This window comes from Marinobacter sp. KM021, from assembly GCF_050707965.1.
In the GTDB taxonomy this organism is placed as follows: Bacteria; Pseudomonadota; Gammaproteobacteria; order Pseudomonadales; family Oleiphilaceae; genus Marinobacter; species Marinobacter shengliensis.
Map to the genome: position 1 here is coordinate 1,940,435 of NZ_CP136129.1, position 23,193 is coordinate 1,963,627.

The 23,193-nt window shown below is 55.8% G+C and carries 27 protein-coding genes, 1 tRNA gene and 2 pseudogenes; 8 read left to right on the forward strand and 22 right to left on the reverse strand.

The annotated features are described in order from the left end of the window. The first annotated feature begins 15 nt into the window (after positions 1–15). From RVM24_RS09140 to RVM24_RS09165, 6 genes and pseudogenes are all read left to right on the forward strand, one after another. On the forward strand, positions 16–654 hold the full coding sequence (locus RVM24_RS09140) for a DsbA family protein (RefSeq protein ID WP_058091791.1): 639 nt from the start codon (positions 16–18) through the stop codon (positions 652–654). Positions 655–676: 22 nt separating this feature from the next. Further along, a pseudogene (locus tag RVM24_RS09145) lies at positions 677–1,282 on the forward strand (cytochrome c oxidase assembly protein); the annotation flags it as partial. 205 nt (positions 1,283–1,487) lie between these two features. After that, the gene (locus RVM24_RS09150) at positions 1,488–1,895 is read left to right on the forward strand and encodes a TetR family transcriptional regulator (RefSeq protein WP_058091792.1); all 408 of its coding nucleotides are present in this window, start codon (positions 1,488–1,490) and stop codon (positions 1,893–1,895) included. Between the two features lie 330 nt (positions 1,896–2,225). Continuing rightward, complete coding sequence (locus RVM24_RS09155) at positions 2,226–2,522, forward strand: ArsR/SmtB family transcription factor (protein WP_058091793.1); 297 nt, start codon at positions 2,226–2,228, stop codon at positions 2,520–2,522. A 55-nt stretch (positions 2,523–2,577) separates the two neighbouring features. Then, complete coding sequence (locus tag RVM24_RS09160) at positions 2,578–3,588, forward strand: zinc-dependent alcohol dehydrogenase family protein (protein WP_058091794.1); 1,011 nt, start codon at positions 2,578–2,580, stop codon at positions 3,586–3,588. Then, a pseudogene (locus RVM24_RS09165) lies at positions 3,589–3,684 on the forward strand (transposase domain-containing protein); the annotation flags it as partial. A 357-nt stretch (positions 3,685–4,041) separates the two neighbouring features. Here the strand turns inward: RVM24_RS09165 and RVM24_RS09170 are convergent. Both RVM24_RS09170 and umuD read right to left on the reverse strand, forming a co-directional pair. Next, positions 4,042–4,791 (reverse strand): CLCA_X family protein, encoded by a 750-nt coding sequence (locus RVM24_RS09170; RefSeq protein WP_058091795.1) that lies wholly within the window; start codon positions 4,789–4,791, stop codon positions 4,042–4,044. Then, positions 4,788–5,231: a translesion error-prone DNA polymerase V autoproteolytic subunit gene (gene umuD / locus RVM24_RS09175; protein WP_058091796.1), complete on the reverse strand. Its 444-nt coding sequence runs from the start codon at positions 5,229–5,231 to the stop codon at positions 4,788–4,790. The genes RVM24_RS09170 and umuD overlap by 4 nt, the downstream gene beginning before the upstream one ends. A 128-nt stretch (positions 5,232–5,359) precedes the next feature. Between umuD and RVM24_RS09180 the strand changes: the two genes are divergently transcribed. Beyond that, complete coding sequence (locus RVM24_RS09180; RefSeq protein ID WP_156471732.1) at positions 5,360–5,518, forward strand: hypothetical protein; 159 nt, start codon at positions 5,360–5,362, stop codon at positions 5,516–5,518. A 17-nt stretch (positions 5,519–5,535) separates the two neighbouring features. Here the strand turns inward: RVM24_RS09180 and RVM24_RS09185 are convergent, their stop codons facing one another. The 5 genes from RVM24_RS09185 to RVM24_RS09205 form a co-directional block, all read right to left on the reverse strand. Beyond that, on the reverse strand, positions 5,536–6,078 hold the full coding sequence (locus RVM24_RS09185) for a YqiA/YcfP family alpha/beta fold hydrolase (protein WP_058091797.1): 543 nt from the start codon (positions 6,076–6,078) through the stop codon (positions 5,536–5,538). Between the two features lie 155 nt (positions 6,079–6,233). Next, positions 6,234–7,187 (reverse strand): TraI domain-containing protein, encoded by a 954-nt coding sequence (locus tag RVM24_RS09190; protein WP_058091798.1) that lies wholly within the window; start codon positions 7,185–7,187, stop codon positions 6,234–6,236. After that, entirely contained in the window at positions 7,174–7,914 is a 741-nt protein-coding gene (locus RVM24_RS09195) for a site-specific integrase (protein WP_431475268.1), read from the reverse strand. Before RVM24_RS09195 ends, RVM24_RS09190 begins: the two co-directional genes overlap by 14 nt. Continuing rightward, entirely contained in the window at positions 7,914–8,396 is a 483-nt protein-coding gene (locus RVM24_RS09200) for an Arm DNA-binding domain-containing protein (protein WP_431475269.1), read from the reverse strand. The genes RVM24_RS09195 and RVM24_RS09200 overlap by 1 nt, the downstream gene beginning before the upstream one ends. Beyond that, positions 8,389–8,634: a hypothetical protein gene (locus RVM24_RS09205; protein ID WP_058091800.1), complete on the reverse strand. Its 246-nt coding sequence runs from the start codon at positions 8,632–8,634 to the stop codon at positions 8,389–8,391. The genes RVM24_RS09200 and RVM24_RS09205 overlap by 8 nt, the downstream gene beginning before the upstream one ends. A 153-nt stretch (positions 8,635–8,787) precedes the next feature. Here RVM24_RS09205 and RVM24_RS09210 point away from each other — a divergent pair, with 153 nt between their 5' ends. Beyond that, on the forward strand, positions 8,788–8,994 hold the full coding sequence (locus tag RVM24_RS09210; RefSeq protein WP_058091801.1) for a helix-turn-helix domain-containing protein: 207 nt from the start codon (positions 8,788–8,790) through the stop codon (positions 8,992–8,994). Positions 8,995–9,241: 247 nt separating this feature from the next. On the opposite strand, the gene RVM24_RS09215 is transcribed toward RVM24_RS09210, so the two are convergent. The 15 genes from RVM24_RS09215 to tsf form a co-directional block, all read right to left on the reverse strand. Beyond that, a tRNA-Met gene (locus tag RVM24_RS09215) sits at positions 9,242–9,318 on the reverse strand. 83 nt (positions 9,319–9,401) lie between these two features. Beyond that, complete coding sequence (gene rnhB, locus RVM24_RS09220) at positions 9,402–10,088, reverse strand: ribonuclease HII (RefSeq protein WP_431475270.1); 687 nt, start codon at positions 10,086–10,088, stop codon at positions 9,402–9,404. Beyond that, on the reverse strand, positions 10,088–11,245 hold the full coding sequence (gene lpxB, locus RVM24_RS09225) for a lipid-A-disaccharide synthase (protein ID WP_286921975.1): 1,158 nt from the start codon (positions 11,243–11,245) through the stop codon (positions 10,088–10,090). The genes rnhB and lpxB overlap by 1 nt, the downstream gene beginning before the upstream one ends. 39 nt (positions 11,246–11,284) lie before the next feature. Further along, the gene (gene lpxA, locus RVM24_RS09230) at positions 11,285–12,076 is read right to left on the reverse strand and encodes an acyl-ACP--UDP-N-acetylglucosamine O-acyltransferase (protein WP_431475271.1); all 792 of its coding nucleotides are present in this window, start codon (positions 12,074–12,076) and stop codon (positions 11,285–11,287) included. After that, positions 12,076–12,513 carry a 3-hydroxyacyl-ACP dehydratase FabZ gene (fabZ, locus tag RVM24_RS09235; protein WP_058090249.1) on the reverse strand — a complete coding sequence of 146 codons (438 nt, stop codon included), beginning with the start codon at positions 12,511–12,513 and terminating at the stop codon, positions 12,076–12,078. The genes lpxA and fabZ overlap by 1 nt, the downstream gene beginning before the upstream one ends. Before the next feature lie 11 nt (positions 12,514–12,524). Continuing rightward, the gene (lpxD, locus tag RVM24_RS09240) at positions 12,525–13,547 is read right to left on the reverse strand and encodes a UDP-3-O-(3-hydroxymyristoyl)glucosamine N-acyltransferase (protein ID WP_431475398.1); all 1,023 of its coding nucleotides are present in this window, start codon (positions 13,545–13,547) and stop codon (positions 12,525–12,527) included. A 45-nt stretch (positions 13,548–13,592) separates the two neighbouring features. Then, positions 13,593–14,090, reverse strand: coding sequence for an OmpH family outer membrane protein (locus tag RVM24_RS09245; protein ID WP_061333431.1), 498 nt, complete (start codon positions 14,088–14,090; stop codon positions 13,593–13,595). A 45-nt stretch (positions 14,091–14,135) separates the two neighbouring features. Then, positions 14,136–16,454, reverse strand: a complete 2,319-nt coding sequence (bamA, locus tag RVM24_RS09250) for an outer membrane protein assembly factor BamA (protein WP_431475272.1) — start codon at positions 16,452–16,454, stop codon at positions 14,136–14,138. A gap of 45 nt (positions 16,455–16,499) precedes the next feature. Next, positions 16,500–17,849: an RIP metalloprotease RseP gene (rseP, locus tag RVM24_RS09255; protein ID WP_342630686.1), complete on the reverse strand. Its 1,350-nt coding sequence runs from the start codon at positions 17,847–17,849 to the stop codon at positions 16,500–16,502. 49 nt (positions 17,850–17,898) lie between these two features. After that, positions 17,899–19,083 carry a 1-deoxy-D-xylulose-5-phosphate reductoisomerase gene (gene ispC, locus RVM24_RS09260; protein ID WP_061333434.1) on the reverse strand — a complete coding sequence of 395 codons (1,185 nt, stop codon included), beginning with the start codon at positions 19,081–19,083 and terminating at the stop codon, positions 17,899–17,901. 2 nt (positions 19,084–19,085) lie between these two features. Next, positions 19,086–19,925, reverse strand: coding sequence for a phosphatidate cytidylyltransferase (locus tag RVM24_RS09265; RefSeq protein WP_061333435.1), 840 nt, complete (start codon positions 19,923–19,925; stop codon positions 19,086–19,088). Between the two features lie 19 nt (positions 19,926–19,944). Next, complete coding sequence (gene uppS, locus RVM24_RS09270; protein WP_061333436.1) at positions 19,945–20,715, reverse strand: polyprenyl diphosphate synthase; 771 nt, start codon at positions 20,713–20,715, stop codon at positions 19,945–19,947. Positions 20,716–20,778: 63 nt separating this feature from the next. After that, positions 20,779–21,336 (reverse strand): ribosome recycling factor, encoded by a 558-nt coding sequence (gene frr / locus RVM24_RS09275; RefSeq protein ID WP_058090257.1) that lies wholly within the window; start codon positions 21,334–21,336, stop codon positions 20,779–20,781. Positions 21,337–21,406: 70 nt separating this feature from the next. Further along, a complete protein-coding gene (gene pyrH / locus RVM24_RS09280) occupies positions 21,407–22,135 on the reverse strand; it encodes a UMP kinase (protein ID WP_058090258.1) in 729 nt (242 codons plus the stop codon). Positions 22,136–22,316: 181 nt separating this feature from the next. Beyond that, entirely contained in the window at positions 22,317–23,186 is an 870-nt protein-coding gene (tsf, locus tag RVM24_RS09285; protein WP_061333438.1) for a translation elongation factor Ts, read from the reverse strand. Positions 23,187–23,193: the final 7 nt, after the last annotated feature.

The following is a 23,193-nucleotide window of genomic DNA, read 5'->3' on the forward strand; positions in this document are numbered from 1 at the left end:
ATAGGAAGATCTCCCGTGCAAACCCGAACCCTGGTCATCAGTCTCCTTCTTTTTTGTCTGGTTGTCTTTGCTGGTGCTTTTGTTATTTACGATCGCTCCCAGGGCACTAATGAACCCGCCGTTGTTGAAAAAACGCCACTGGTGAGGGATTACTCTCCCGTTATTGGCCCTGAGGACGCGCCGGTAACCATTGTCGAGTTCTTCGACCCATCCTGCGAAGGTTGTCGCGCCATGCATCCCTATGTGAAACAGATTCAGGCTGCCTACCCGGACAACGTGCGTCTGGTACTGCGCTACGTATTGTTTCACAAAGGCTCGGAAGAGGCCGTCAGAATCCTGGAAACCGCCCGTGAACAGGGGGTCTATGAGCCGGTACTGGACGCTGTTATGGAAGCACAACCGAAATGGCACGATGATCCAAAGGTCGCCGCAGCATGGGATGCGGCGGAGTCAGCCGGACTTGATGTCGAAGCCGCTCGGGCCGGTATGAACTCACCCGAGATTGACGGCATTATTCAACAGGATGCTGCGGACGTTAAGGCGGTTGGAATTTCCGGAACCCCAACATTCTACGTTAACGGAGACACCTTGAGCCGCCTGGGGCCTCAGGAACTGTACGACCTGGTGACATCCAAGGTAGGGTCACTGAAATAACAACAAAACAACCGGCAACGCTATGTCACTGCTTGACTACCTTTTACCCTACGATTTCTCGCCGCTGACCGTGCTGAGCTACATGCTCGTGATGGGGTTCTATGGCGTCGGGCTAATTCGGATGCCGGATCAGGATCGGCCTGGCTCGCTACGGATTTTTGCGTTCACCCTGGGGGTGCTGATCTGTTATGCGGTGATGCAGACGCGCTTCGATTACTACGCGCAATACATGTTCTTCGTCCATCGGGGCCAGCATCTGATTCTTCATCACATCGGGCCTATCCTTATCGCCCTGTCCAATCCGTTGCCGGTCCTGCGGTTCTGGTTTGAAAAAATCCGCCCGGGCTGGAGGCGCGCGCTACGGCCTCTGGGTTGGGTTTATCAGGTTCTGCAACAGCCCTTTATCGCCCTTTTCCTATTTGTTGGGCTCATTTATTTCTGGCTGTGGCCATCGATCCATTTCGACGCCATGCTCAGCCGGGAGCTGTACTGGGTCATGAACTGGAGCATGTTGCTGGATGGTCTTCTCTTCTGGTGGTTGATCTTTGACCCAAGACCGCCGGCGATCACCTCATCGTTGGGGTATGGCAGACGCATGTTGGTTCTGGCTGCCGCGTCGGCAATACAATGGAAAGAACGCGCTGTGGCGGCTGCGACAGCTCTGTGATTGGTGTCCAGCACGCTGGGGTCTACCAAGGTCTCTTCAACAACCTAAAAGGATTGTTGGACTGTAAAGACATCGGCGAAGGTGGTCGACAGCGCGTTCTGCGTGATTTGGATCGTTGTCGGAATGTACTGGAACAGCTTGAATTTGAACCTGAGACCGCTGACGAATGAAAACAACACGCAAGACATCCGACAGTCGAGAGCGAGATCTACGTCTTGCGTTAGCTCGCATTCAACGTGGCCGACCCCATACAGGTGAGACCAAAGTCACTATTGCCGCAGTAGCTCGTGAGGCGGGCGTCTCAACGGCGTTGATCCATAACCACTACCCGAATGTGGCCGAGGCAATCCGCGAGGCTCAGGGCCGCTCCAGTCGTGCCCAACGCGACGTAAAGCATCAGGATCTCATAGCGGAACGCGAGAAAAATAAACTGCTCCGCCAAGAACTAGAAGAGCTACGCCTGAAAACCGCTGACCTCGCGTCGATTAATGAAGTTCTGATGGCAGAACTGCGAGCCCTAAAAGCAAGAAGCGGTGACCTTAAAATAGTAGCCCTGCCCTCCCACAAAACGTGACCCACAGATCAAACGGCCTGTAATTTTTGTTCCGAGCCGCCAGATGCGAAATTGCATTTCACGTGACCACCTTTGCATTCGACCTGACCACCGATTGCATCGGATTTGACCAGCACGCTTAGTGGCCATGACCGACAGAGAACGGCCAGAAGCGGACGTTCAAGCATAGACCGGGGATGTCTACCAGAGCGGGGTAGTCCAAGCAGTCATTCAATGCGTCTACAAAAGTAGGGGCGATTCAGCTGGATGCGTTTTTTTGATTTCAAACCCTTGCGAAGGGTAATAGATTACTTATTGAACATTTCGTAAAAAAGCGTAACATTGCCGACCATGATACTTGAACAGCTCAAAGCCCTGGGCAATGACACTCGCATGCAAATGATGGAGTGGCTCAAAGACCCACTCAGTAATTTCCCACCTCAGGATCATGGCGATCCTGCGATAGGAGTGTGCGTAACCCATTTGCAGCACAAGGCCGGGCTTTCACCTTCTGCCGCGTCTGCACATTTAGCTATCTTGCAACGTGCAGGCTTCGTGCTAACCACCCGCATCGGAAAGTGGACTTACTACCGGCGCAATGAGCAGGCGATTGATGACTTTGCGGGTAGGTTGATCATCGAATTGTAATTTTTAAACTTTCATTTCGTTATTTCGCGTAATTAGAAAACATAAGGAAACCCCTATGAGCAGCAAAGCTATCTTCGTCCAACCCGGTGGCGGCTATGAAAAGGTTGTGGTTGGCAGCAGCGAAGTCCGAGCCGCAGCGCGTGGCGAAATCACCGTACGCCTTCACGCCAACTCGCTCAACTACCACGACTTCGCGGTGGTCACCGGTATATGGGGCCCTGCCGAAAAACGCATCCCCATGGCCGATGGTGCAGGTGAAGTCATTGCTGTCGGCCCAGATGTCACTGAATTCAAGGTGGGTGACTCGGTCGTCAGCACCTTCTTCCCGGAGTGGATCAACGGTGCGCCACTGGTTGAAGGCTTTGTTAGCGTGCCAGGTGATGGCATTGACGGCTACGCTCGCGAGCAAGTGACGGCCAAAGCCACATCGTTCACCCTCGCGCCTACTGGCTACAGCCATGCTGAAGCGTCGACGCTTACCACCGCCGGCCTTACTGCATGGCGCGCCCTGATGGCCGATGACTCACTCAAGCCGGGCGACACCGTGCTCGTCCAAGGCACTGGTGGCGTTTCAATTTTCGCCCTGCAGTTCGCTAAAATGGCCGGTGCTACCGTCATTGCTACCTCTTCAAGCGACGAAAAACTTGAACGTCTGAAAGCGCTAGGCGCTGATCATGTGATCAATTACCGCAGAGACCTTAACTGGGGCGAAACTGCACGCGCTCTAACGGGTGGCCGTGGTGTTGACCACATCATCGAAGTCGGCGGCCCTGCGACGCTTGAGCAATCGATGATTGCAATTCGGGTTGCTGGTCACATCTCCGTCATCGGGATATTGAGTGGCGTAAGCGGTGCAATGAATTTTGTACCGGCACTGATCAAGCAAGTGCGTCTGCAGGGTGTATTGGTGGGTAGCCGCAGCCAGCAGCAAGACATGATCCGAGCCATCAATGCTAATGGCATGCGCCCGATTATTGATCGTCATTTCCTTTTGAGCGAGATTGTCGAAGCGTTCAAGTATCAGGAAACCAACCAGCATTTCGGCAAAATTTGCCTGGATATCTAAGCATGCATGAATGGGCATGATCCGTATGCCTATCTCAAAGATGTGCTGACACGGCTGCCGACGCAGCGGACGAGAGAGATTGGCCCATTGCTGCCTGTCGCAACCGGCAGCAATGGGTCGTCTTCTGCCGGTCATGATCAAGAAGCGTGCTGGTCGAATCCGGCCCAAAGGACTGGTCAGGTCGGATGCAAACGGGCGGGCAAGTCTGTGTAATACCCAGCCAGAAACTCGATTGCCGCGTGGAGTCCTGCCATGCCCTTCCATGCCTGATCTTTGGAGCCACATGGATAGCGGATGGGCAGAGCCCGATTAACGTGCGACGACCACCTCAAAAACAAAAAACGTGAAAAAAGCTACCTAGCCTAACCGATTGTATTCTCTAGAAAAAATCGCATCTAACTGTTAGTAAAGCCCCGGAATTATTGCAATCCACCAAGGCGAACACAGGCTTCCTCATCCGGCTTTGGCCTGTTCCCGGTACAACGCAGCCCCGAGCGCCGCAAAGTAACACTGAAAGGTGTCATTGATCCGCTGGCGATGCTCGCCCTGCGGATACAGACCCGCCTTGGCTTCATCAGAGTGAACGGTTCCGTTTACCAGAAATCGGTTACACGGCTGACTGTCTTCAATAAAAGCTTCAAAGGCGCGGGCGCACAGCTCCTCCGGTTTGGCGTAATAAACCGTTTTCAAGTGCTGATCAGCCACCTGGGAGGCCCGGAACAAAGTGCTGGGTGCAGTGCCGTCCTCCGTCAGCATGATGGCCTGGAAGCAGGCGGCTAGCCGTTCATTCAGTGGATGCGGTTTACTGCTTACGCTGTTCAGCCAGGCACTTGAAGCGAAGCCGCACGGTCCGGCATTCCGGTAAGCTTTGCCACCCATGTAGTGATCAAAGGCGTGAAACCATTCATGCGCCAGGCTACCCGCACCAGCGTTCTTGGCCAGCGCCAGTTGCCGGGTGGCGGGAATGTAGTGCGCGGCCACGCCCAGCCGGCCGCCGATGCCATACTGCAGGCCCAGCGTGCTCCTCAGGGAGATCAATGGCTCCGGTCCTCGCAGGATCGTCATCAAATCACACAGCGCCTGATCGAACCGGCCGGATGCCCGGTCCCGCTCCTGGGGCGTCACCCAGCGTCCGACCTCGATGCTGCGAAAATCGAACCGTCGTCTTACGGTGACAAAGGAGACTGCCGATTCAGGTGTCATCCCTGCCCTCCCCGCTTGAGTGACCGGATGACATTGGTGATCACACCAAACACCTCCATCACCATATCGCCCTCGACGGTAATAGGCCGGTACGCTGAATTCCTTGGAAGGAGGCGAACGGGCGGTGGCGTCAAATGCAACTGCTTGACCGTCATCTCGCTTTCCAGGCTGGCGATGATGATATCTCCATGCCTGGCCCGCAGTGATCGGTCTACCACCAGGACATCGCCGGGATAGATGCCCGCCTCAACCATAGACTCCCCCTGAACTCGCACAAAGAACGTGGCAGCCGGGTGCTGGATGCACAGCTCGTTCAGGTCAATGGTTTTCTCAACGTAGTCCTCCGCCGGCGATGGGAAGCCAGCGGAGACCCGCTCCAGAAACATCGGAATGTTCAGGCGAGAGAAGGACTCAAAGTCACCAAGCAGAATGCAGGACATGCTTTACACCGGATACTGTCTGAATATACAGTATTTTGGCGAGACAATATCAGCAGGTCAACCCATCGCTGGGCACAATGCCTTATACTCGGAATAGTGCAGCTGCCAGGAAGGTGGGAGGAGTCTGTATGAAAAGCGTAATACTGATGTTTATTGGCGGCTTATTGGGCGGCCTGATCGGGCCGGTGACGGCGCTGGTGGGTGTGGCAGCCGGTTACGTGTTAGGTCGCGCTCTGACACATTCGGTCGCACCTAAGCCGAGTGAGGAACAGTCGCACTGTCGTTAACGCCGCCCCTCGTAGCATTAATCCTTCACATGCTCCCGAACAAGGTCTAGCGCTTCTTCCATGTGCTCAAACCGATGGCTGCCGCCCTCAAAGCTATGAACCGGAAAATAGTCCCCAAGCGCCCTTACGGTGTCGTTCCACGGAAGCAGTTCATCCCCCTGATCCAGCAGTACCAACCCGCTACCATAGTGGGTGAAAGGATAGTAGCTAGAAACCACTTCGTCCGTCAGTTGATAGGCCTGCCCCTGATGATCAACACCCTGCCCTATCCAGGGCTTGAGAGTGTGACCAGGATCCGTCACCGGGTTGATGGCGACAAACGGAATGCCGGATTCGGCACCCAGAATACCCGCAAGCCATCCCCCCATCGAAGTCCCAACCAGAAGGTCTGGGTTTACTTGCATCAGTTTGTCCAAGCTCTCTTCGATAACGTCTTCCGAGCCTTGGGTGTAATCGATGTCGTGACCATAGACAGGGCCAAGCCTGGCGAGCGTTTTGAGTTTGTCGCTGGTGATATCGAAGTGACTGGCGAAGCCGTGGAGGTAGTATATCTTCAGCATATCCTTCGCTCTGGAGGCTATATTTTTCCTGACCTTAGCACCGTTGCCGGGTAAATGCCTGTTTCACGGCCCAGCTGCTGTCCTCACACAACATCGAATAAAAAAGGGGTGTGGCCGCAACGTGCTCACACCCCTCACTGTAGTTTTCATCCGCCTCATCCGTGAGCTTCTATCGATGGCCGCCAATATGTGTTGTTTCCGAGCCGCCCAAAACCGATTGGCTGGCGCTTTCGATAGGCCTTCCGCTGATTGTCAGCCATGGCACTCTGGGCATCGGCGTCCCGAACATAACGGGCAAGCGTCATCGCAGGGCTGACACCGTAGCGAGCACCGGGCGAGGCACAGGTCCAAATGTGCCGGAGTGCAAGAGCCGCATCAGGGTCTACCTTGTCAAGATAAGCCAGGCCGTAGGCGCAGGCCTCTAAAGTCATGTCGGCATGGTCGCACAACCTTGCAGTTGCTGTCGGCTTACCCCACGTATCATAGGTGTAGGTCTTGCCAATATCGTGCAACAAACCAGCGACGAAACCGAGCTCCTGAAGCTCCCAAGGCATCTCGGGTTCATTGGCCTTCGTCATGACCAGAACGTTCTTCGCCACCTCCAGGGAATGAGCCAGCAGACCACCGGGCTCACTGTGATGGTAATTCCTGCTTGCCGGAGCTTTCAGGAAAACCTCCAATCTGTCACGGCGCTCCAATACTCGCTTAATGAACATCTGTAATGGGGCTGACCGCAAAGACCGTACCGCAGCCACCAGCTGATCCAGTGCCTCCGGCTTAGGGCAGAACGTTCGTGGCAAAGTCTGCAGTGCCGGCAAGCCGGCAACGTCTGCCTGCAACGGGCGACGGATATCGGTCAGCAAAATCTCACTTTCCTCCGTACCAACACAGGCCTGTCCTTTGACTACAACTAGATCCATATGCCCGAGATGCTCTGGGATCACGATAGAGCCGATCACCGCCAATACAACAATGTCGCTGGCACAACTGCTCAAGCGAAGTTTCAGATACGGGATACCCTCATCATCAAAACAAGCAACACGCCCTGTCAGACGGTAGGTGCCTTTGAACGTTTCCTGGGTCAACGGGCGCAGATCATTCAGTTTCATCACCTGCCTCCTTATCGTTTTCGATGACCCGACTCTGAATCAGACGCTCAAAGGCGCTGCCATCCATACGAGTCAGGTTCGGGATGTATCGGGAATACACTTTAAACAGCATTTCCGTTGAAGAATGGCCGAGAGTTCTGGCCACCCACTCCGGGTTCTCACCGGAGGCGAGGAGCAACGTCGCCGCTGTGTGCCGCGTCTGGTAGGGACGGCGTTTTTTTAGCTTGAGATGCTCCAGCAGCGGGTACCAGACACGCTTAGTCACGTTGTTATGGTCAAGTGGCTCACCCAGCCGGTTGCAAAATACGAACTTGCTGAGCTTGCCGGTGGCCTCGTACTGGGCCTTGAGTGCATCGTACACCGGGCCAAACATGGGAATTTCCCGCTGAGAGCCATCTGTTTTGGTGTACTCGGTCTGGCCATGAATGAGGGTTTCTCGCACCAGGATTTCCCGTTTATCGAAATCCACATGCTCCCACTTGAGGCCGTCAACTTCCCCTGTGCGCATGCCGGTGTAGAAACGCACCAGGTAGTAGTTGCGGTAATCTTCCCTGACTGTTTCGAGGATCTTTTCTACCTCATTCAGGGAGAAGGGCTCGATGTGTACCTTCTGCTGCTTCAGCGGCTTGATGTTCAGGTAGGGATTAGTGAAGTCAAACCGCTCCGCCGCCTCCGTCAGAATCATCCGCAGAATGGTCATGTGGCTGTTGATGGTTTTGGGCGCCATCAAACCACTTGCCCCCTTCCCTTCCGCCGAGCCATCTTGTTACGCGCAGCCAAAATGTCTGGTTTGGAAATCTCGCCTACCCGTTTATCCTTGAAGGCTGGCTTCAGAGAGCTGGCCAGAATGGATTCCACATTACGAGTGTGGGAGTTCCGCCACTGGATTTTCGATTCGAGGAACCACTGGTCAGCGAAGTCTGCGAACAGAGGAGTATCAGATGCTTTGCCATTTTCTGAGTTGCTGCCAGTCCCAGCACCTGCCTGGTTGGCTTGAACCTTCTTGAGGTTACGACTATCAGGGAAATACTCCGCATAGTTGAAGTCACCCAAGAGAATCATGGCCTCAACTTTCTGCAAAAGTGCGTTTACACGTTTGCGGTTTACAAGCGTGTCCGGCAGTGCCGTTTGTTCACGACACCGGTGACCTGCGTACATAAAGTCCAAATACAGCTTTCCTGTCTCTTTCCTTGCCCTCACCTTACCCATGACAAACCACCCCGTTCGCCATAGGAATTGCCAAAAACTCATTCTCCCGGGCACCGTCTAACATTTCCTTTTCGACTTCCTCCCAAAGAAAAAGAATCTTGCGGCGGCCGAACGGCTTGATGTAGTGCTTGCCCTCTAGGAGAACCGTGTCTTTCAGACACTGGCGAATGGTCCGACAGTCATATTTGATTCGACCAGCCAGTTCTTCAGTGGTCAGATAGGTGTAAGAGTTTTCCATCGAAAAATTCCTTCCGTTGCGATACGCTAGATCAACAAAAGACATCCCCTATATCAGAATGCCATCCTAAATGACATTTTATGCAACAAAAGAACACTTGCAAGCGCTTTTTGTCATCCTGGATGATATTTTTTCATTAAGGATAAATTAGAGATGATTCGATGCCACCTGGCCCGCATTATGGGCGAGCACAAAATGAAGATCGTGGATGTGGCGCGAGAGACCGGCCTGAACCGCAACACGGTGACTCTGCTTTACAAAGAGACCGCTCAACGGATCGATCTTGATGCGCTCGACAAACTCTGTAAATTATTCAAATGTGAGGTCAGCGATCTGCTGGAGTTTCAGGAAGACCAATAGGTAAAAATTAAAGATAGCCAAGATAATTCCAGGGAGGGGATTGCTAAATGAGGGATGACCGAGTCGTCCGCTGAGGGATTATTTGGCGTGTGACATAGAAAGACTTACGGTCAATCTCACCCAACCATCAAAATAGGATGTCACAGGGATTGGCACATATGTGTCACATATACGTCACAGGGGAATTTGGTCGCCGCAAAAACAAAAAAGGCAGACCAGTAAGTTACTGATCTGCCTTTCTTTTATATGGTAGCGGGGGCAGGATTCGAACCTACGACCTTCGGGTTATGAGCCCGACGAGCTACCAGACTGCTCCACCCCGCATCAAAACTTTTAACGAAATCTTTTGTTTACCGGGGTTGCCCCAATCAACGTGGCGCGAATATTACAGCGCACCACCGGGACTGTCAATCCATATTTTCAAACAGGTCGGTGGGATAGCTCAACTCGGGCGCACCCTTCTCGCTGGCCGGCTGAAAGAAACCTGCGGAGTCAATTGCTTCCTGGACAGGACGAAAGGATCGGCGATGCTCCGGAGTTGCCCCAAGACGCATCAGCGCCTCCAGGTGCACCGGCGTCGGGTACCCCTTATGTTGCGCCAGACCGTAACCGGGATAGGTTTGCTCCAGCAACGCCATTTCCTGGTCACGCGTCACCTTGGCAATGATAGATGCCGCGCTGATGGCCGGGTGTCGACTATCCCCTTTTACCACCGGCTCCGATGGCCAGCGCCAGTTCGGGCAACGGTTGCCATCCACGAGAACGTATTCCGGAGCGATGGAAAGACCATCCACCGCCCGCTTCATGGCCAGCATCGTGGCCTGGTAGATATTCAATTGATCGATCTCGCCAGGCTCACAGCGCCCCAGGCACCAAGCCGCTGACTTTTCGACAATCTCATCGTACAGTGCCAGGCGCCGCTTCTCTGTGAGCTTCTTGGAATCCGCAAGGCCCTGAATAGGCCGCTCGGGGTCCAGGATAACCGCTGCGGTGACGACGGCACCGATTAAAGGGCCCCGGCCTACCTCGTCCACCCCGGCGAGTCGCCAGCCTTGATAACTGCATTCAAACGGAGGGAGCGCCTTACCAGCCATTAGCGGTGCCGCTCCAACAACTCAGAAACAGCCTTGGCGGCCCGCTCATCGGCATTCTGTTTCAGCGACTGATGAAGCTCGGAAAAGGCTCGCTTCAATGCAGCCCGCTCCTGTTCATTTTCCAGTCGCTCAAGCACAGCAGCACCCAGGCTTTCAGGGGTGGCATCGTCCTGCAACAGTTCCGGCACTAATGGTTTCTGGGCGAGCAGGTTCGGTAACGCCACCCAGGGCACTTTTACCAGCCGCGACAGCAGCTTGTAACTGAAGTTGCTCAATCGGTAGCCCACCACCATTGGCTTTTTGAGCAACATCGCTTCGAGGGTGGCAGTTCCTGAGGCAAGCAGCACCACATCACTGGCAGCCATCACCTCACGAGAGCGACCACGCACCAGGGTAACCGACAGTTTCACGTCCAGGGATTCCACCAACGCCTGAACCTGCCGTTCCCGATCCCGGTTTACACAGGGAATCACCAACTGAATGTCTGGCCTGCGGTTCTGTAGCCAACGGGACGCCTCCAGGAACAGCGTGCCAAGGCGCTCCACCTCCCCACCCCGACTGCCTGGCAAAACAGCCAGTACCGGCTTGTCTGGCTCAAGCCCAAGGCTCTCCCGGGCGGAACCGGTATCCGGTTCCATGGGAATACGATCAGCCAGCGGGTGCCCCACAAAAGCGACCGGCACCTGGTGCTCTTCGTAGAAACGGGCTTCAAAGGGAAACAGCGTGAGCATCAGGTCCACAGACTTGGCAATCTTGAAAATACGCTTCTGGCGCCACGCCCAGACCGAAGGACTCACATAATGAACCGAGGGGATACCCGCCTCCCGACACCGCCGCTCGATAGCCAGGGTGAAATCCGGTGAATCAATGCCAATCACGACATCCGGCGGAGTGGTAAAGAAATAGTCCAACAGCCGGGCGCGGATACTGAACAACTCCCGAATACGCCCCAGCACTTCCACCAACCCCATAACGGATAACCGCTCCATGGGGACCAGGGAATGAAACCCTTCGGCGTTCATCTCATCGCCGCCAATACCAACGAAGCGGGCATTCGGATAGCGATTACGGAGAGACCGGATCAAGCCGGCACCGAGGATATCCCCCGATGCCTCACCGGCGATAATGGCAATGGTCAACTTGCGGGAACTGACCATGTCAGCCTGTGCGTGCGTCACCGGCAGCCTCCTGCCGGATCAGCGGATGATGCCGCGATCCGCTCCCCGGAGCGAGTCGATCAGCGGGCGAACCTCTGGCACGTCAGCAAAGCTGCCCTCAAGTTCTTCCAGTGCCTGCTCTGTGGTCAGGCCCTGACGGTAGATCACCTTATAGGCCCGGCGCAGGGTCAACAACACTTCCTTACTGAAGCCACGGCGCTTCAGCCCCTCAACATTCATGCCATGGGGCTGGGCTGACTGCCCGCTGGCCATGACATAAGCGGGGATATCCTTGAGCACGATACTGCCACCGGCCGCCATGCTGTGGGGCCCGATATGGCAGAACTGATGCACCATAGTGCCGCCGCCGAGGATGGCGTAATCACCTACCGTAACGTGACCAGCCAGGGTGGCACAGTTCGCCAGAATGGTGTTGTCTCCAACGCAGCAGTCATGGGCAACATGCACGTAGGCCATTAGCAGGTTGCCATTGCCAATGCGGGTTTCGCCCCGGTCCTGAATGGTTCCGCGGTGGATGGTGCAGTTCTCGCGGATAACGTTGTTGTCGCCGATCACCAGTGTCGTTGGCTCACCGGCGTACTTCTTGTCCTGACACTCTTCCCCGATACTGGAGAACTGGAAAATACGGTTATTGCGACCGATAACTGTCGGGCCCTTGATCACCACATGGGAAAGAATCTCGGTGCCTTCACCGATTTCCACCCCCGGGCCAATGTAACTCCAGGGACCTACCGTAACGTTATCCGCCAGTTTGGCTGACGGGTCCACAATCGCCTGAGGATGGACACCCGACCAGTCATTTGTCGCCATCAAACTTCTCTCTCAGCGGTCAATATTTCTGCAACGCACGCGACTTCTCCGTCCACCAATGCGCGGCATTCGAATTTCCAGATACCACGCTTGCCAGACACAAACTCGGATTCCATATCCAGGCGGTCTCCCGGCAGCACGGGACGCTTGAAGCGTACTTTACTAGAGCCAGCCAAGTATTGTATCACGCCATCAGACGGTTTCCGTTCCACGGTCACAAAACCGAGAATTCCGGAAAGTTGCGCCATGGCCTCAATAATCAGCACCCCGGGCATAATGGGGTTGTCCGGGAAATGCCCGGTGAAGAACGGCTCATTGAAGGAGATATTTTTGTATCCCTTAATCGACTTTCCTTTTTCGACTTCGGTTACCCTGTCCACCAGCAGAAACGGATAGCGATGCGGCAGATACTCCAGAATTTCATCGATTTTCATCATCTTGCTTGGCCTCAGCCCTCCAGCTTTTTTTCCAGTTCCTTGACCCGCCTCGCCAGAACGTCCAACTGCCTGAAGCGTACCGCATTCTTTCGCCATTGCCGGTTGGTATCTGCGCTGGTACCCGACGAATACACCCCGGGCTCTGCTATGTCGCCCGTCACCATCGTCATTCCAGTCAGTTGAACCTGGTCGGTAATTTCCAGGTGGCCGGCAACACCAGCGGCGCCCCCAAACACACAATGCCGACCAATCGTTGTACTGCCGGCAATGCCCACTTTCGCGGCCATGGCGCTGTGGTCGCCAATGCGCACGTTGTGCGCAACCTGAACCAGGTTATCGATCTTTACACCATTGCCAATCACTGTATCGTCAACCGCCCCCCGATCGATCGTGGTATTGGCACCAATCTCTACATCATCCCCGAGCACCACGCCCCCAACCTGGGCAATGCGGTGCCACACACCACGCTCGTTGGCAAAACCAAAGCCATCTGAACCGATGACTGCCCCGCTGAGAATATGACAACGCTGCCCAAGCACTACATCATGGGCCAGGGTAGCCCGCGGGCGCAGGACTGACTGATCACCGATCCGGGAACGGGCTCCGATGAAACAGCCGGCCCCGATGACAACTTGATCACCGATTTGCGCATCCGCTTCAATCACCACGTGCGGGCCGACACAGGCAGAGTCCGCAACGGTTGCCGAGGGATCAACCACGGCGGTAGGGTGAATACCGGCAACCGGTGCCGGTGTGGCGTCAAACCAGTGACTGATGCGAGCGTAGCCCAGGTAGGGGTTGTCCAGTAACAGGACATTGGTCGGAGCATCGGCCGCATTAGCCGGCGACACAATCACCGCAGAGGCCTTGGTCTGCGCCAGATACTTGGCATAGGCGGGATTAGCCAGAAAACTCATCTGCCCGGGGCCCGCAGCCTGCAGCGTTGCCAAACCGGAAATGGCTGTGTCCGGATCTCCCCTCAGCTCAGCACCCAACGCCTCGGCCAGTTCCTGCAAACGAAAGGATTTTTGCACCATTGAACCTTCTCCCGATGCGGTAGTAACAGTGCCTGGCCAGGTTTATCGGTTAAGCTTCTCGAGCAATTCCGAGGTCAGGTTCATCTCCGGCTTAACGTAGACAACTGCTTCGCTCGGCAGAATCAGGTCCAGATTGTGCTCTTCCAGCAGCTCTTTGACGGCCGCGTCTACTTCAGGGCGAGCGTTCTCCAGAAACTGCTGTTTGCGCTGCGCAACGGTCTGGTCCAGGCGCTGTTTGAGGAAGTTGAACTCCTGCACTTTCTCCTGGAACTCACCGGTCAGCTTGTTGCGCTCGCTTTCATTCATCATGGCGCCGTCTTTCTCGATCCGATCCTTCAGCCTGCGGGCCTGTTCCTGGGCCTCACGAACCTTGGCTTCTTCGCCAGCAAAATCCTGCTGAAGTTTCTCACTGAAAGACTGGGCGTCGTTGGACGAAAACAACGCCTGGCGCAGGTCAACCACGCCAATTCTAGTCTCCGCTGCGAGCTGCAGCGAGAATGCCATCAGAGTTGCGCCAACAATGGCAGATAGACGTTTCATCGGGAATCTCCTGTGTTTCATCCTTTGTTTTTCTGTTTACTGCAATCAGAAGGTTTGCCCCAGCGAGAACTGGAACACCTGAGTATCATCGCCCGACTTGTCATTAAGCGGTTTCGCCAGGCTGAAAGCAAGCGGACCCACTGCGGTAATCCACTGGAAACTCACACCCGCTGAGGCCCGCACTTCACCCAGCTCCGGATCAAACTCACGATCGGTATCAAACACCTGACCAGCATCCAGGAAGAACGAGGTACGCATGGAGCGAGTGTCGCCCGCGAAGGGCGTTGGGAAGATCAGCTCCAGGCCGGCTTCGGTCAGCAGGTTACCGCCAAATGGATCGGGGGTGCTGAAATCACCTTCTGCGCGCTCGGCACGATTACCGAGGGAGTTTGCCCGGTAACCGCGCACAGAACCATAGCCACCCGAGTAGAAATGCTCAAAGAACGGCATCTGGGTTCGGTCGCCGTAGCCATCCCCGAAGCCTACCTCGGTTCGGGCGCGAACCACCCACTTATGGGTGTCCACCACCGGGAAGTAAAAGTCTGTTCTATGGGTGGCCTTGTAGAACGTGAGATCACTGCCCGGCACCGCCACATCCAGAGACAGGGAATGGCTATACCCACGGGTAGGCAGTACACCCCGGTTCAGGGTGCTGCGCCGCCAGCTGCCGAACAGGAAATAGTTGGTAAACGAATCACCTTCGTCGGCAATGAAGTCACGCACCTCAACCGAGGAAAAGATGCCGGGTTTGAGATTGGATTGAGTGACACCCACACCGAAATTGAGTCGGGTGATGGCATCTGTCGGATACCCGAAGGTTAATCTGGCGCCATATTCATCCAGCAAGTAAGAGGAGATATCCTGCTCTTCAAAATCGGTTTCTCTGGCAAACAAACTGAAACCACGGCTGACGCCGTCGACAGTGTAGTAGGGATCCAGATAGGAAATATTGGCGCTTTTAACAGAATCGCTGACGTTTACACCAAACGACACCCGCTTACCTGTACCGAAGAAGTTGTTCTCGGAGACTGCAGCACCGAGGATCACACCGGAGTTCTGGGAGAAACCGATAGATGCAGACAAGCTACCAGTCGGCTGCTCACTGACACTGTAATTGACGTCCACCAGATCGTCGGAGCCAGGCACCGGAACCGTTTCCACGTCAACGATCTGGAAGAAGCCCAGTCGCTCCAATCGGGTTTTTGAGAATTCTATGCGATCAGATGACGCAACGCCCCCTTCCATCTGGGTCATTTCCTGACGCAACACTTCATCCTTGGTGGAGATATTGCCCTCAAAATTCACACGCCTGACGTAAGCGCGCTTGCCAGGTTCAATGAAGAAGGTCACCGCTGCGGTATTGTCTTCGCCGGGCTCTGGGACCGCATTGACGTTGGCGAAGGCATAGCCCTCCCGCCCAAGACGGAAAGACAGGGATTCTGATATGGCCGTCATCTGGGCACGGGAAAACACATCGCCCTCTTTGACCGGAATCAGCTTAAGCAGCTCTTCCTCTTCGACGATCAGGTTGCCGCGAAGGCGAATGTCCGAAATCGTATACTGGGGGCCTTCATCCAGGGAGATGGCGATAAATACCTGCTGCTTGTCCGGTGAAATGGACACCTGGCTGGATTCTACGGTGAAATCCAGATAACCGCGGTCAAGGTAAAATGAACGCAACGATTCCAGGTCACCACTCAGGCGCTCCCGGGCATACTTGTCTTTATTGGTAATGGAATTCCACCAGCTGCTGGTGCGCAACTCAAACAGGCTGATCAGCTCTTCATCACTGAAATCCTGATTTCCAACAATATTAATGTGCTTGATTGAGGCAACAGTGCCTTCGTTGATATCGAGACGAACCGCTACCCGGTTTCTTGGAAGTTCTTCAGCCGTGGCACGCACTCGCGCGTTATAACGGCCCTGTGCGATATAGGAGCGCAGGATCTCAAGCTCCAGCCGTTCGAGGGTCGCTCTACGGAAAACCTGACCTTCTTCCAGCCCGGCGCCCGCCAGCGCATCCATCAACATATCGGTTTCGATGTTCTTGTTGCCGTCGATCTCAATGGACGAAATGGAAGGGCGCTCCTTGACCGACAGAATGAGTACACCGCTGTCACGGCTGGCTTCGATGTCGGTAAACAGACCGGTCCTGAACAACTCCTTGATGGCATTGGCCAGACGGGTCTCGTCGATCTGCTCGCCAATGTTTACCGGAAAAGCCGAGAAGACGGAGCCCGCTGAAACCCGCTGAAGGCCTTCTACCTCGATATCCGCTACCGTGAATTCATCCGCCAGCACAGGCTTGATACCAGTTGCGGTAATGGCTAGGCCAACGGCTACAGCTAGAAGGGAACGTCTCATTCAGTTATATCGCCTGGTTAATGTGCGGTAAGGAGCCCGCAATTCTCACAACCGCATCAGGTCGTTGTAAAGAGCAAACACCATTAAAGTCAGAATCAAAGCCATACCAATTCGTAATCCAAGTGCCTGAACCTGTTCAGATACCGGCTTTCGGCGTATAGCCTCGATGGTGTAATACACAATGTGGCCACCGTCCAATACAGGAATCGGCAAAAGATTCAGCACCCCGAGGCTGACACTCAGGTAGGCCAGAAAACGGATAAAATCTTCAAACCCGGAACTGACACTGGCCTCAGCCACCCGGGCAATGGTTATCGGCCCACTCAGATTGGTGGGCGACAACAGGCCCGTGACCATTTTCTTGATGGCCACCAGCGTCAGTCGGGTATCCGCCCAGGTTTCATGCACCGCATTCGGAATGGCCGCAAAGGGGCCGTAACGGACTTCACGCAGCAACTCGTCTGGCCAGGTGATCGCTTCGACACCTGCACCCACGAAGCCAATTTCCTGGCCGTCGTCGAGGGTTCGGGTAGCCGGGCGAACGGTAAGCTCCAGGGGAGTGCCATCACGCTCTATGGACAGCTCAAGGTCGGTTTCCGGCGCATTCCTGATGTAGTCCACCAGGGCAAACCAGTCGGCCACCGGCTCGTCGTCCACGGCAACAATACGATCGCCGCTCCGAAGCCCTGCGGCAGCAGCCCGGCCATCACTGGTGACCTGCCCCAACACAGCCGGCACCGCCGGTCGCCAGGGCGTGATACCGAATTCTGCCAGGGGGTTAGGCGTATCATTGCTCAGACGCCAGCCATTCAGGGCTCCGTCGACTGTGCCTTTTGATCCATTCTGTGACACCTCAAGTGTCACCAGGCCCTGTTCTCCGGTTCGCTCCAACAGGCGCATATTAATATCACGCCAGGACGTCACCCGGTGACCATCCACAGCATGGATTTCCATGCCCTGCTGCAACCCTGCCCTCTCGGCCACACTGCCGGGCGTCACATCCCCTACCACCGGAGCAACGGTTGTTACGCCCACTACGCTCAGCAACCAGTAGGCGAAGATGGCAAACAGGAAATTTGCCAGCGGGCCGGCAGCAGCGATGGCAATTCTCTGGGACGGCGGCTTGGAGGTAAAGGCCTGATCTTTCAGCCCCTCCGGTACGGGGCCTTCCCGCTCATCGAGCATCTTGACGTAGCCGCCCAACGGGATCGCCGCCACCGCAAACTCGGTACCATGACGATCGTACCAGGAAAACAAGGGTTTACCGAAGCCCACGGAAAACCTGAGCACCTTGACCCCGCACCGCCGGGCCACCCAGAAGTGACCATACTCGTGCAGGGTCACCAGGATTCCCAGTGTTAATGCAAGTGCCAGAACGGTTTGAATAATCTGCATAGAGTTTCCGGTTTGAGGCCGTCGGCCAACATGAACATTCCCGCAGGACTCAGACAGACAGCAGGCTTATCTGTTCCCTGGCCCGGCTGCGAGCCTCGGCATCCTTGGTAAATATGGTGTCGAAGTCGCTCGCTGGAACGACCGGCGTCGCCGCCAAAGTCCGCTCTATGATAACGGGGATATCGGCGAAGCACAGCTTACCGTCCAGAAACGCCTCCACCGCCACTTCGTTGGCGGCATTCAGCACCGCTGGTGCCGTGCCACCACTGGCGAAAGCCTCGGCGGCCAGCCGCAGGCAGGGGAAGCGCTGGAGATCCGGTCGTTCAAAATGGAATTTACCAATGGCAAACAGGTCCAGAGGTGCAACCCCCGCCTCAATACGCTCGGGCCAGGCCAGCCCGTTGGCAATTGGCGTACGCATGTCCGGGCTTCCAAGTTGAGCCAGAACAGAGCCGTCCGCGTACTCCACCATGGAATGGATAATACTCTCCGGATGAACGTGAACCTCAACCCGGTCTGGCGTGGTATTGAACAGCCAGCAGGCTTCAATCAGCTCCAACCCTTTGTTCATCAGCGTGGCGGAATCGACCGAAATCTTCTGGCCCATCGACCAGTTCGGGTGCGCACAGGCCTGAGACGGAGTAACACTGCGGAGCTCTTCTGCTGCCATGGTTCGAAACGGCCCACCAGAGGCGGTCAACAGGATCCGGGTAATACCGGCGGCCTTCGGATCCCGAATTTTGTCTGCTGGCATACACTGGAAAATGGCGTTGTGCTCAGAGTCGATGGGCAGCAACTCCGAGCCTGAGGCGATTACCGCGTCCATAAACAACTGGCCCGACATCACCAACGCTTCCTTGTTGGCCAGCAGTACCCGCTTTCCGGCCCGCACTGCCGATAAGGTTGGCGCCAGGCCCGCAGCGCCAACAATGGCGGCCATGACTGTATCGGCGTCGCTCGCAGCTGCCACGGCACAGAGGCCTGCCTCACCCCCGAGCACCTGGGTATCCGGGCAATCGGCCAGCAACTCCCTGAGCTCGTCCGCAGCGCGCTCACTGGCCATGACAGCTACCTTGGGGCGAAACTCCCGGCACAGGGTTGCCAACTCCCATGCCCGCGTGCCCGCTGTCAGCGCGTAGACCGAGAACCGGCCCGGGTGTCGGCGAATCACATCCAGGGTGCTGAGCCCGATGGAGCCCGTTGCCCCCAATACGGTAATGCAACGTGTTGTCATAGTTACCAGTGACCGGTGGTCAACCAACCCAGCAGGGTGATTATCAGGGCAAATACAGGAATGGCGGCGGTCAGGCTATCGATGCGATCCATGATCCCGCCATGGCCGGGCAGCAATTGACTGCTATCCTTGATACCCCGGAACCGCTTGAGCATGCTTTCAAGAAGGTCGCCCAGCACCGACACAAAACCGGTGACCAGTGTGGCAACGATCAACAGAGCCATTTGAACAGGCGTGGCGCCAGCCAGCTGGCTGGCGACAACGGCAAGCAAGGCGACCGCCGCCAGGCCACCCCACACACCGGCCCACGACTTACCGGGGCTGACCCGGGGCGCCAGTTTGGCCTTGCCGAACGCTCTGCCCGCAAAATAGGCGCCAATATCCGCCACCCAGACCACAAGAAATATATAGAGAATCGCCAGGCGGTTATCTGCCAGGTCACCAAACTGAAAGCCTCCGGTTCGCAGGTGGTTCAACCCCACCCAGGCCGGTATCAGCACCAGCAGGCCCATCACCGCTCGCACGGGCACGGCACCCCAGGAATCCGATCCAGCCGGATACCGGCGCACCAGCCAGAAGCACACCAGCCACCAAATCACGGCAAGCCAGAGCACAGCCACCGAAGGCACGTTCAGCAGCCCATAGAGTAACGCTGCAACAACAGCGGCGTAGATAACCCGGCCCGGCTGCGCCTCAATGCCGGACATATTCGCCCATTCCCAGGCACCCAGAGTGATGATCGCGCCGGTGAACAGGGCAAACCCCAGGGGTGATGTAAAAAAGATGCCGCCAATCGCGATGGGAGCAAGAATAAGAGCTGTGATGATGCGGGTTTTTAACACGGTATAAGTCGCTGTATCGTTATTGTTGTGAAGCTCGCGCCGCGATCTGGTCGTCGGTTTGCCCGAAACGACGCTGGCGACGGCTGTAGGCTTCCAGTGCCTTGCGCATTTCCTCAGCCTTGAAATCCGGCCAGTAAACGCTGGAAAAGTAGAACTCGGTATAGGCCAGGTGCCACAACAGGAAGTTGCTGATGCGCTGCTCGCCGGCGGTACGGATCATCAGGTCCGGCATGGGCAGGTCGCCGATACTGAGGTGCTGCTGGATCAGGTCGTCGGTAATGTCTGACGGTTCAAGTTGACCAATCCGAACCTGCTCTGCCACCTTCCGGGTTGCCTGGGTTATGTCCCAGTGGCCTCCGTAGTTCGCCGCAATCACCAGGGTCATCGCCGTGTTGTCGCGGGTCAGCGTCTCGGCTTTCTCCATGTGCTCCTGAAGCGTTGGATTGAAAGCCGAGCGATCGCCTATTATGCGCAAGCGGATATTGTTGCGATGAAGCTTCCGGACCTCGCGCTCAAGGGCAATCAGGAAAAGCCTCATCAAAGCCGACACTTCGTCTTTCGGGCGACGCCAGTTCTCGCTGGAGAAAGCGAACAGGGTGAGCACCTCCACCCCTTCCCTGGCGCAGGTTTCCACCACGGCCTTTACCGCATCCACACCAGCCTTGTGACCAGCCACTCCCTTGAGCCGATGAGCCTTGGCCCAGCGGTTATTGCCATCCATGATAATGGCCACATGCCGGGGACAGTTGTCTGCCATCACCGGAATTTCTGCGGTTATTTGTGCCGTCATGAAACCCTCTGTGCGGCGGAGCATCCACCCCGCCGCGTGCTTTCTACTGAATGGACCCGGCGATCAGACCGCCATCAGGTCCTCTTCCTTCGCCTTCAGCATCTTGTCGACTTCAGCGATGTACTTGTCAGTCAGTTTCTGGACTTCGTCTTCGCCCCGGCGCTGATCGTCCTCACTGATCTCTTTTTCCTTGAGCAGGTCTTTGATCATGCTGTTGGCATCGCGGCGAGCGTTACGGATGGACACCCGGCCATGCTCCGCATCTGCTTTCGCCTGCTTGACCATTTCCTTACGGGTTTCTTCGGTCAGCATCGGCATGGGCACACGAATCACATCACCGCTGGTAGACGGATTCAGCCCCAGATCCGACGTCATAATGGCCTTTTCGATGGTGGGAACCAGATTCTTCTCCCACGGGGCAACCATCAGGGTGCGATTGTCTTCAACGTTAACGCTGGCAACCTGCTTCAGCGGCGTTTCCTGACCGTAGTAGTTCACCATCACACTGTCCAGAATCGCAGGGTGGGCACGGCCGGTGCGAATCTTGTTGAAAGCCGAGTGCAGAGCCTCCAGGCTCTTCTTCATCTTCTTCTCGGCATCTGCTTTGATATCGTTTATCACGTCAGCATCCTCGAAACGTTCGTCTGGTTATAGTGCAGTATCCGGCCAGCTTTCCGCAGCCGGCAACCAATTATTCAATCAATGTGCCTTCTTTCTCGCCAGTCACAATGCGGGTCAGAACGCCCGGCTGGCTCATATTGAACACGCGCAGCGGCATACCATGATCCCGGGCCAGGCAGATAGCCGTGAGGTCCATCACCCCGAGCTTTTTGTCCAGAACCTCATCGTAGGTCAGGTAATCGTATTTTACAGCGCTGGGGTCAAGATGGGGATCCGCATTGTAGACACCGTCAACCTTGGTGGCCTTCAGCACGGCATCGGCCTCGATCTCGATACCCCGCAGGCAAGCGGCGGAGTCTGTGGTGAAGAACGGATTACCGGTACCTGCGCTGAAAATAACCACGTCACCCTCTTTCAGGTCACGTACTGCGCGCCGGCGGTCATAATGCTCAACAATGCCGCTCATTGGAATGGCAGACATCACACGGGTCCGGATATTGGAACGTTCAAGCGCATCACGCATGGCCAGACCATTCATGACCGTGGCCAGCATACCCATGTGGTCCCCCGTCACACGGTCAAGGCCTGCGGCACTTAGCGCTGCCCCCCGGAACAGGTTACCACCGCCAATCACCAACCCCACTTGTACGCCAATACCGACCAGGGCACCGATTTCAAGCGCCATGCGATCAAGAACTTTGGGGTCAATACCGAAATCGTGATCGCCCATCAGGGCCTCGCCACTGAGCTTCAGCAGAACACGCTTGTATCTGGGCTGGTTTTTTGAAGATGTCGGCATGGTGATCCCCTTATCGTCTGTTGGCTATCCGGCGCAAACCCGTTGCAGGCTTGTATCTGACATACTCCTCGAAAAAAGGGGTATCTCAGATACAAGCCCGCCACGAAAGCCGGGCGTACCCGACTGACGTGGCAGACTCAGGTAAGCACTGCCACCTTGCGTGACAGCGCTCAGAAGAGGATCAGGCCTTGCCTGTGCCAGCGGCAGCAGCCACTTCAGCAGCGAAATCCACTTCTTCTTTCTCGATGCCTTCACCCACTTCCAGGCGAACGAAACCAACCAGCTCGCCACCGGCCGCTTTGATCAGGTCGCCCACTTTCTGGTCGGGGTTCTTGACGAACGGCTGCTCAATCAGGCTGTTCTCAGCCAGGAACTTCTTGATGCGGCCACCCATCATCTTTTCGATGATCTCAGCAGGCTTGCCTTCCATATCCGGCTGCGCCTTGATGATCTCTTTCTCTTTTTCCAGCTCTTCAGCCGGCATGTCGTCGGGCTTGCCAACACGCGGGTTAACAGCAGCCACGTGCATCGCGATGTCACGAGCCAGCTCTTCGTTACCAGCGGTCAGGGCCACAACAGAGGCAATTTTGTTGTTGCTGTGAACGTAACCGCCCACAACCGGACCTTCCACCTTGATGATGCGACGAACAGTGATGTTCTCGCCGATCTTCTGAACCAGCGCCTCACGCTTGGCTTCCAGATCGCCAGCCATCAGGGCCGCAACGTCGGTTTCACCTTTTTCGAAGGCAACGTTCAGAACGTCGTTGGCGAAGTTCATGAAGTTGTCGTCACGAGCAACAAAGTCAGTCTCGGAGTTCACTTCCAGAATGTAGGCAACGGTGTTGTCGTCAGACACTTTAACCAGAGACACGCCTTCAGCGGCGGTACGGCCGGCTTTCTTGGCGGCTTTCAGACCGGAAGACTTGCGCAGCTCTTCGATTGCGGCGTCAACGTCACCACCGGCTTCAACCAGTGCCTTCTTGCATTCCATCATGCCAAGGCCGGTACGCTCACGCAGCTCTTTGACCATTGCAGCGGTAATTGCAGCCATGTTCAGT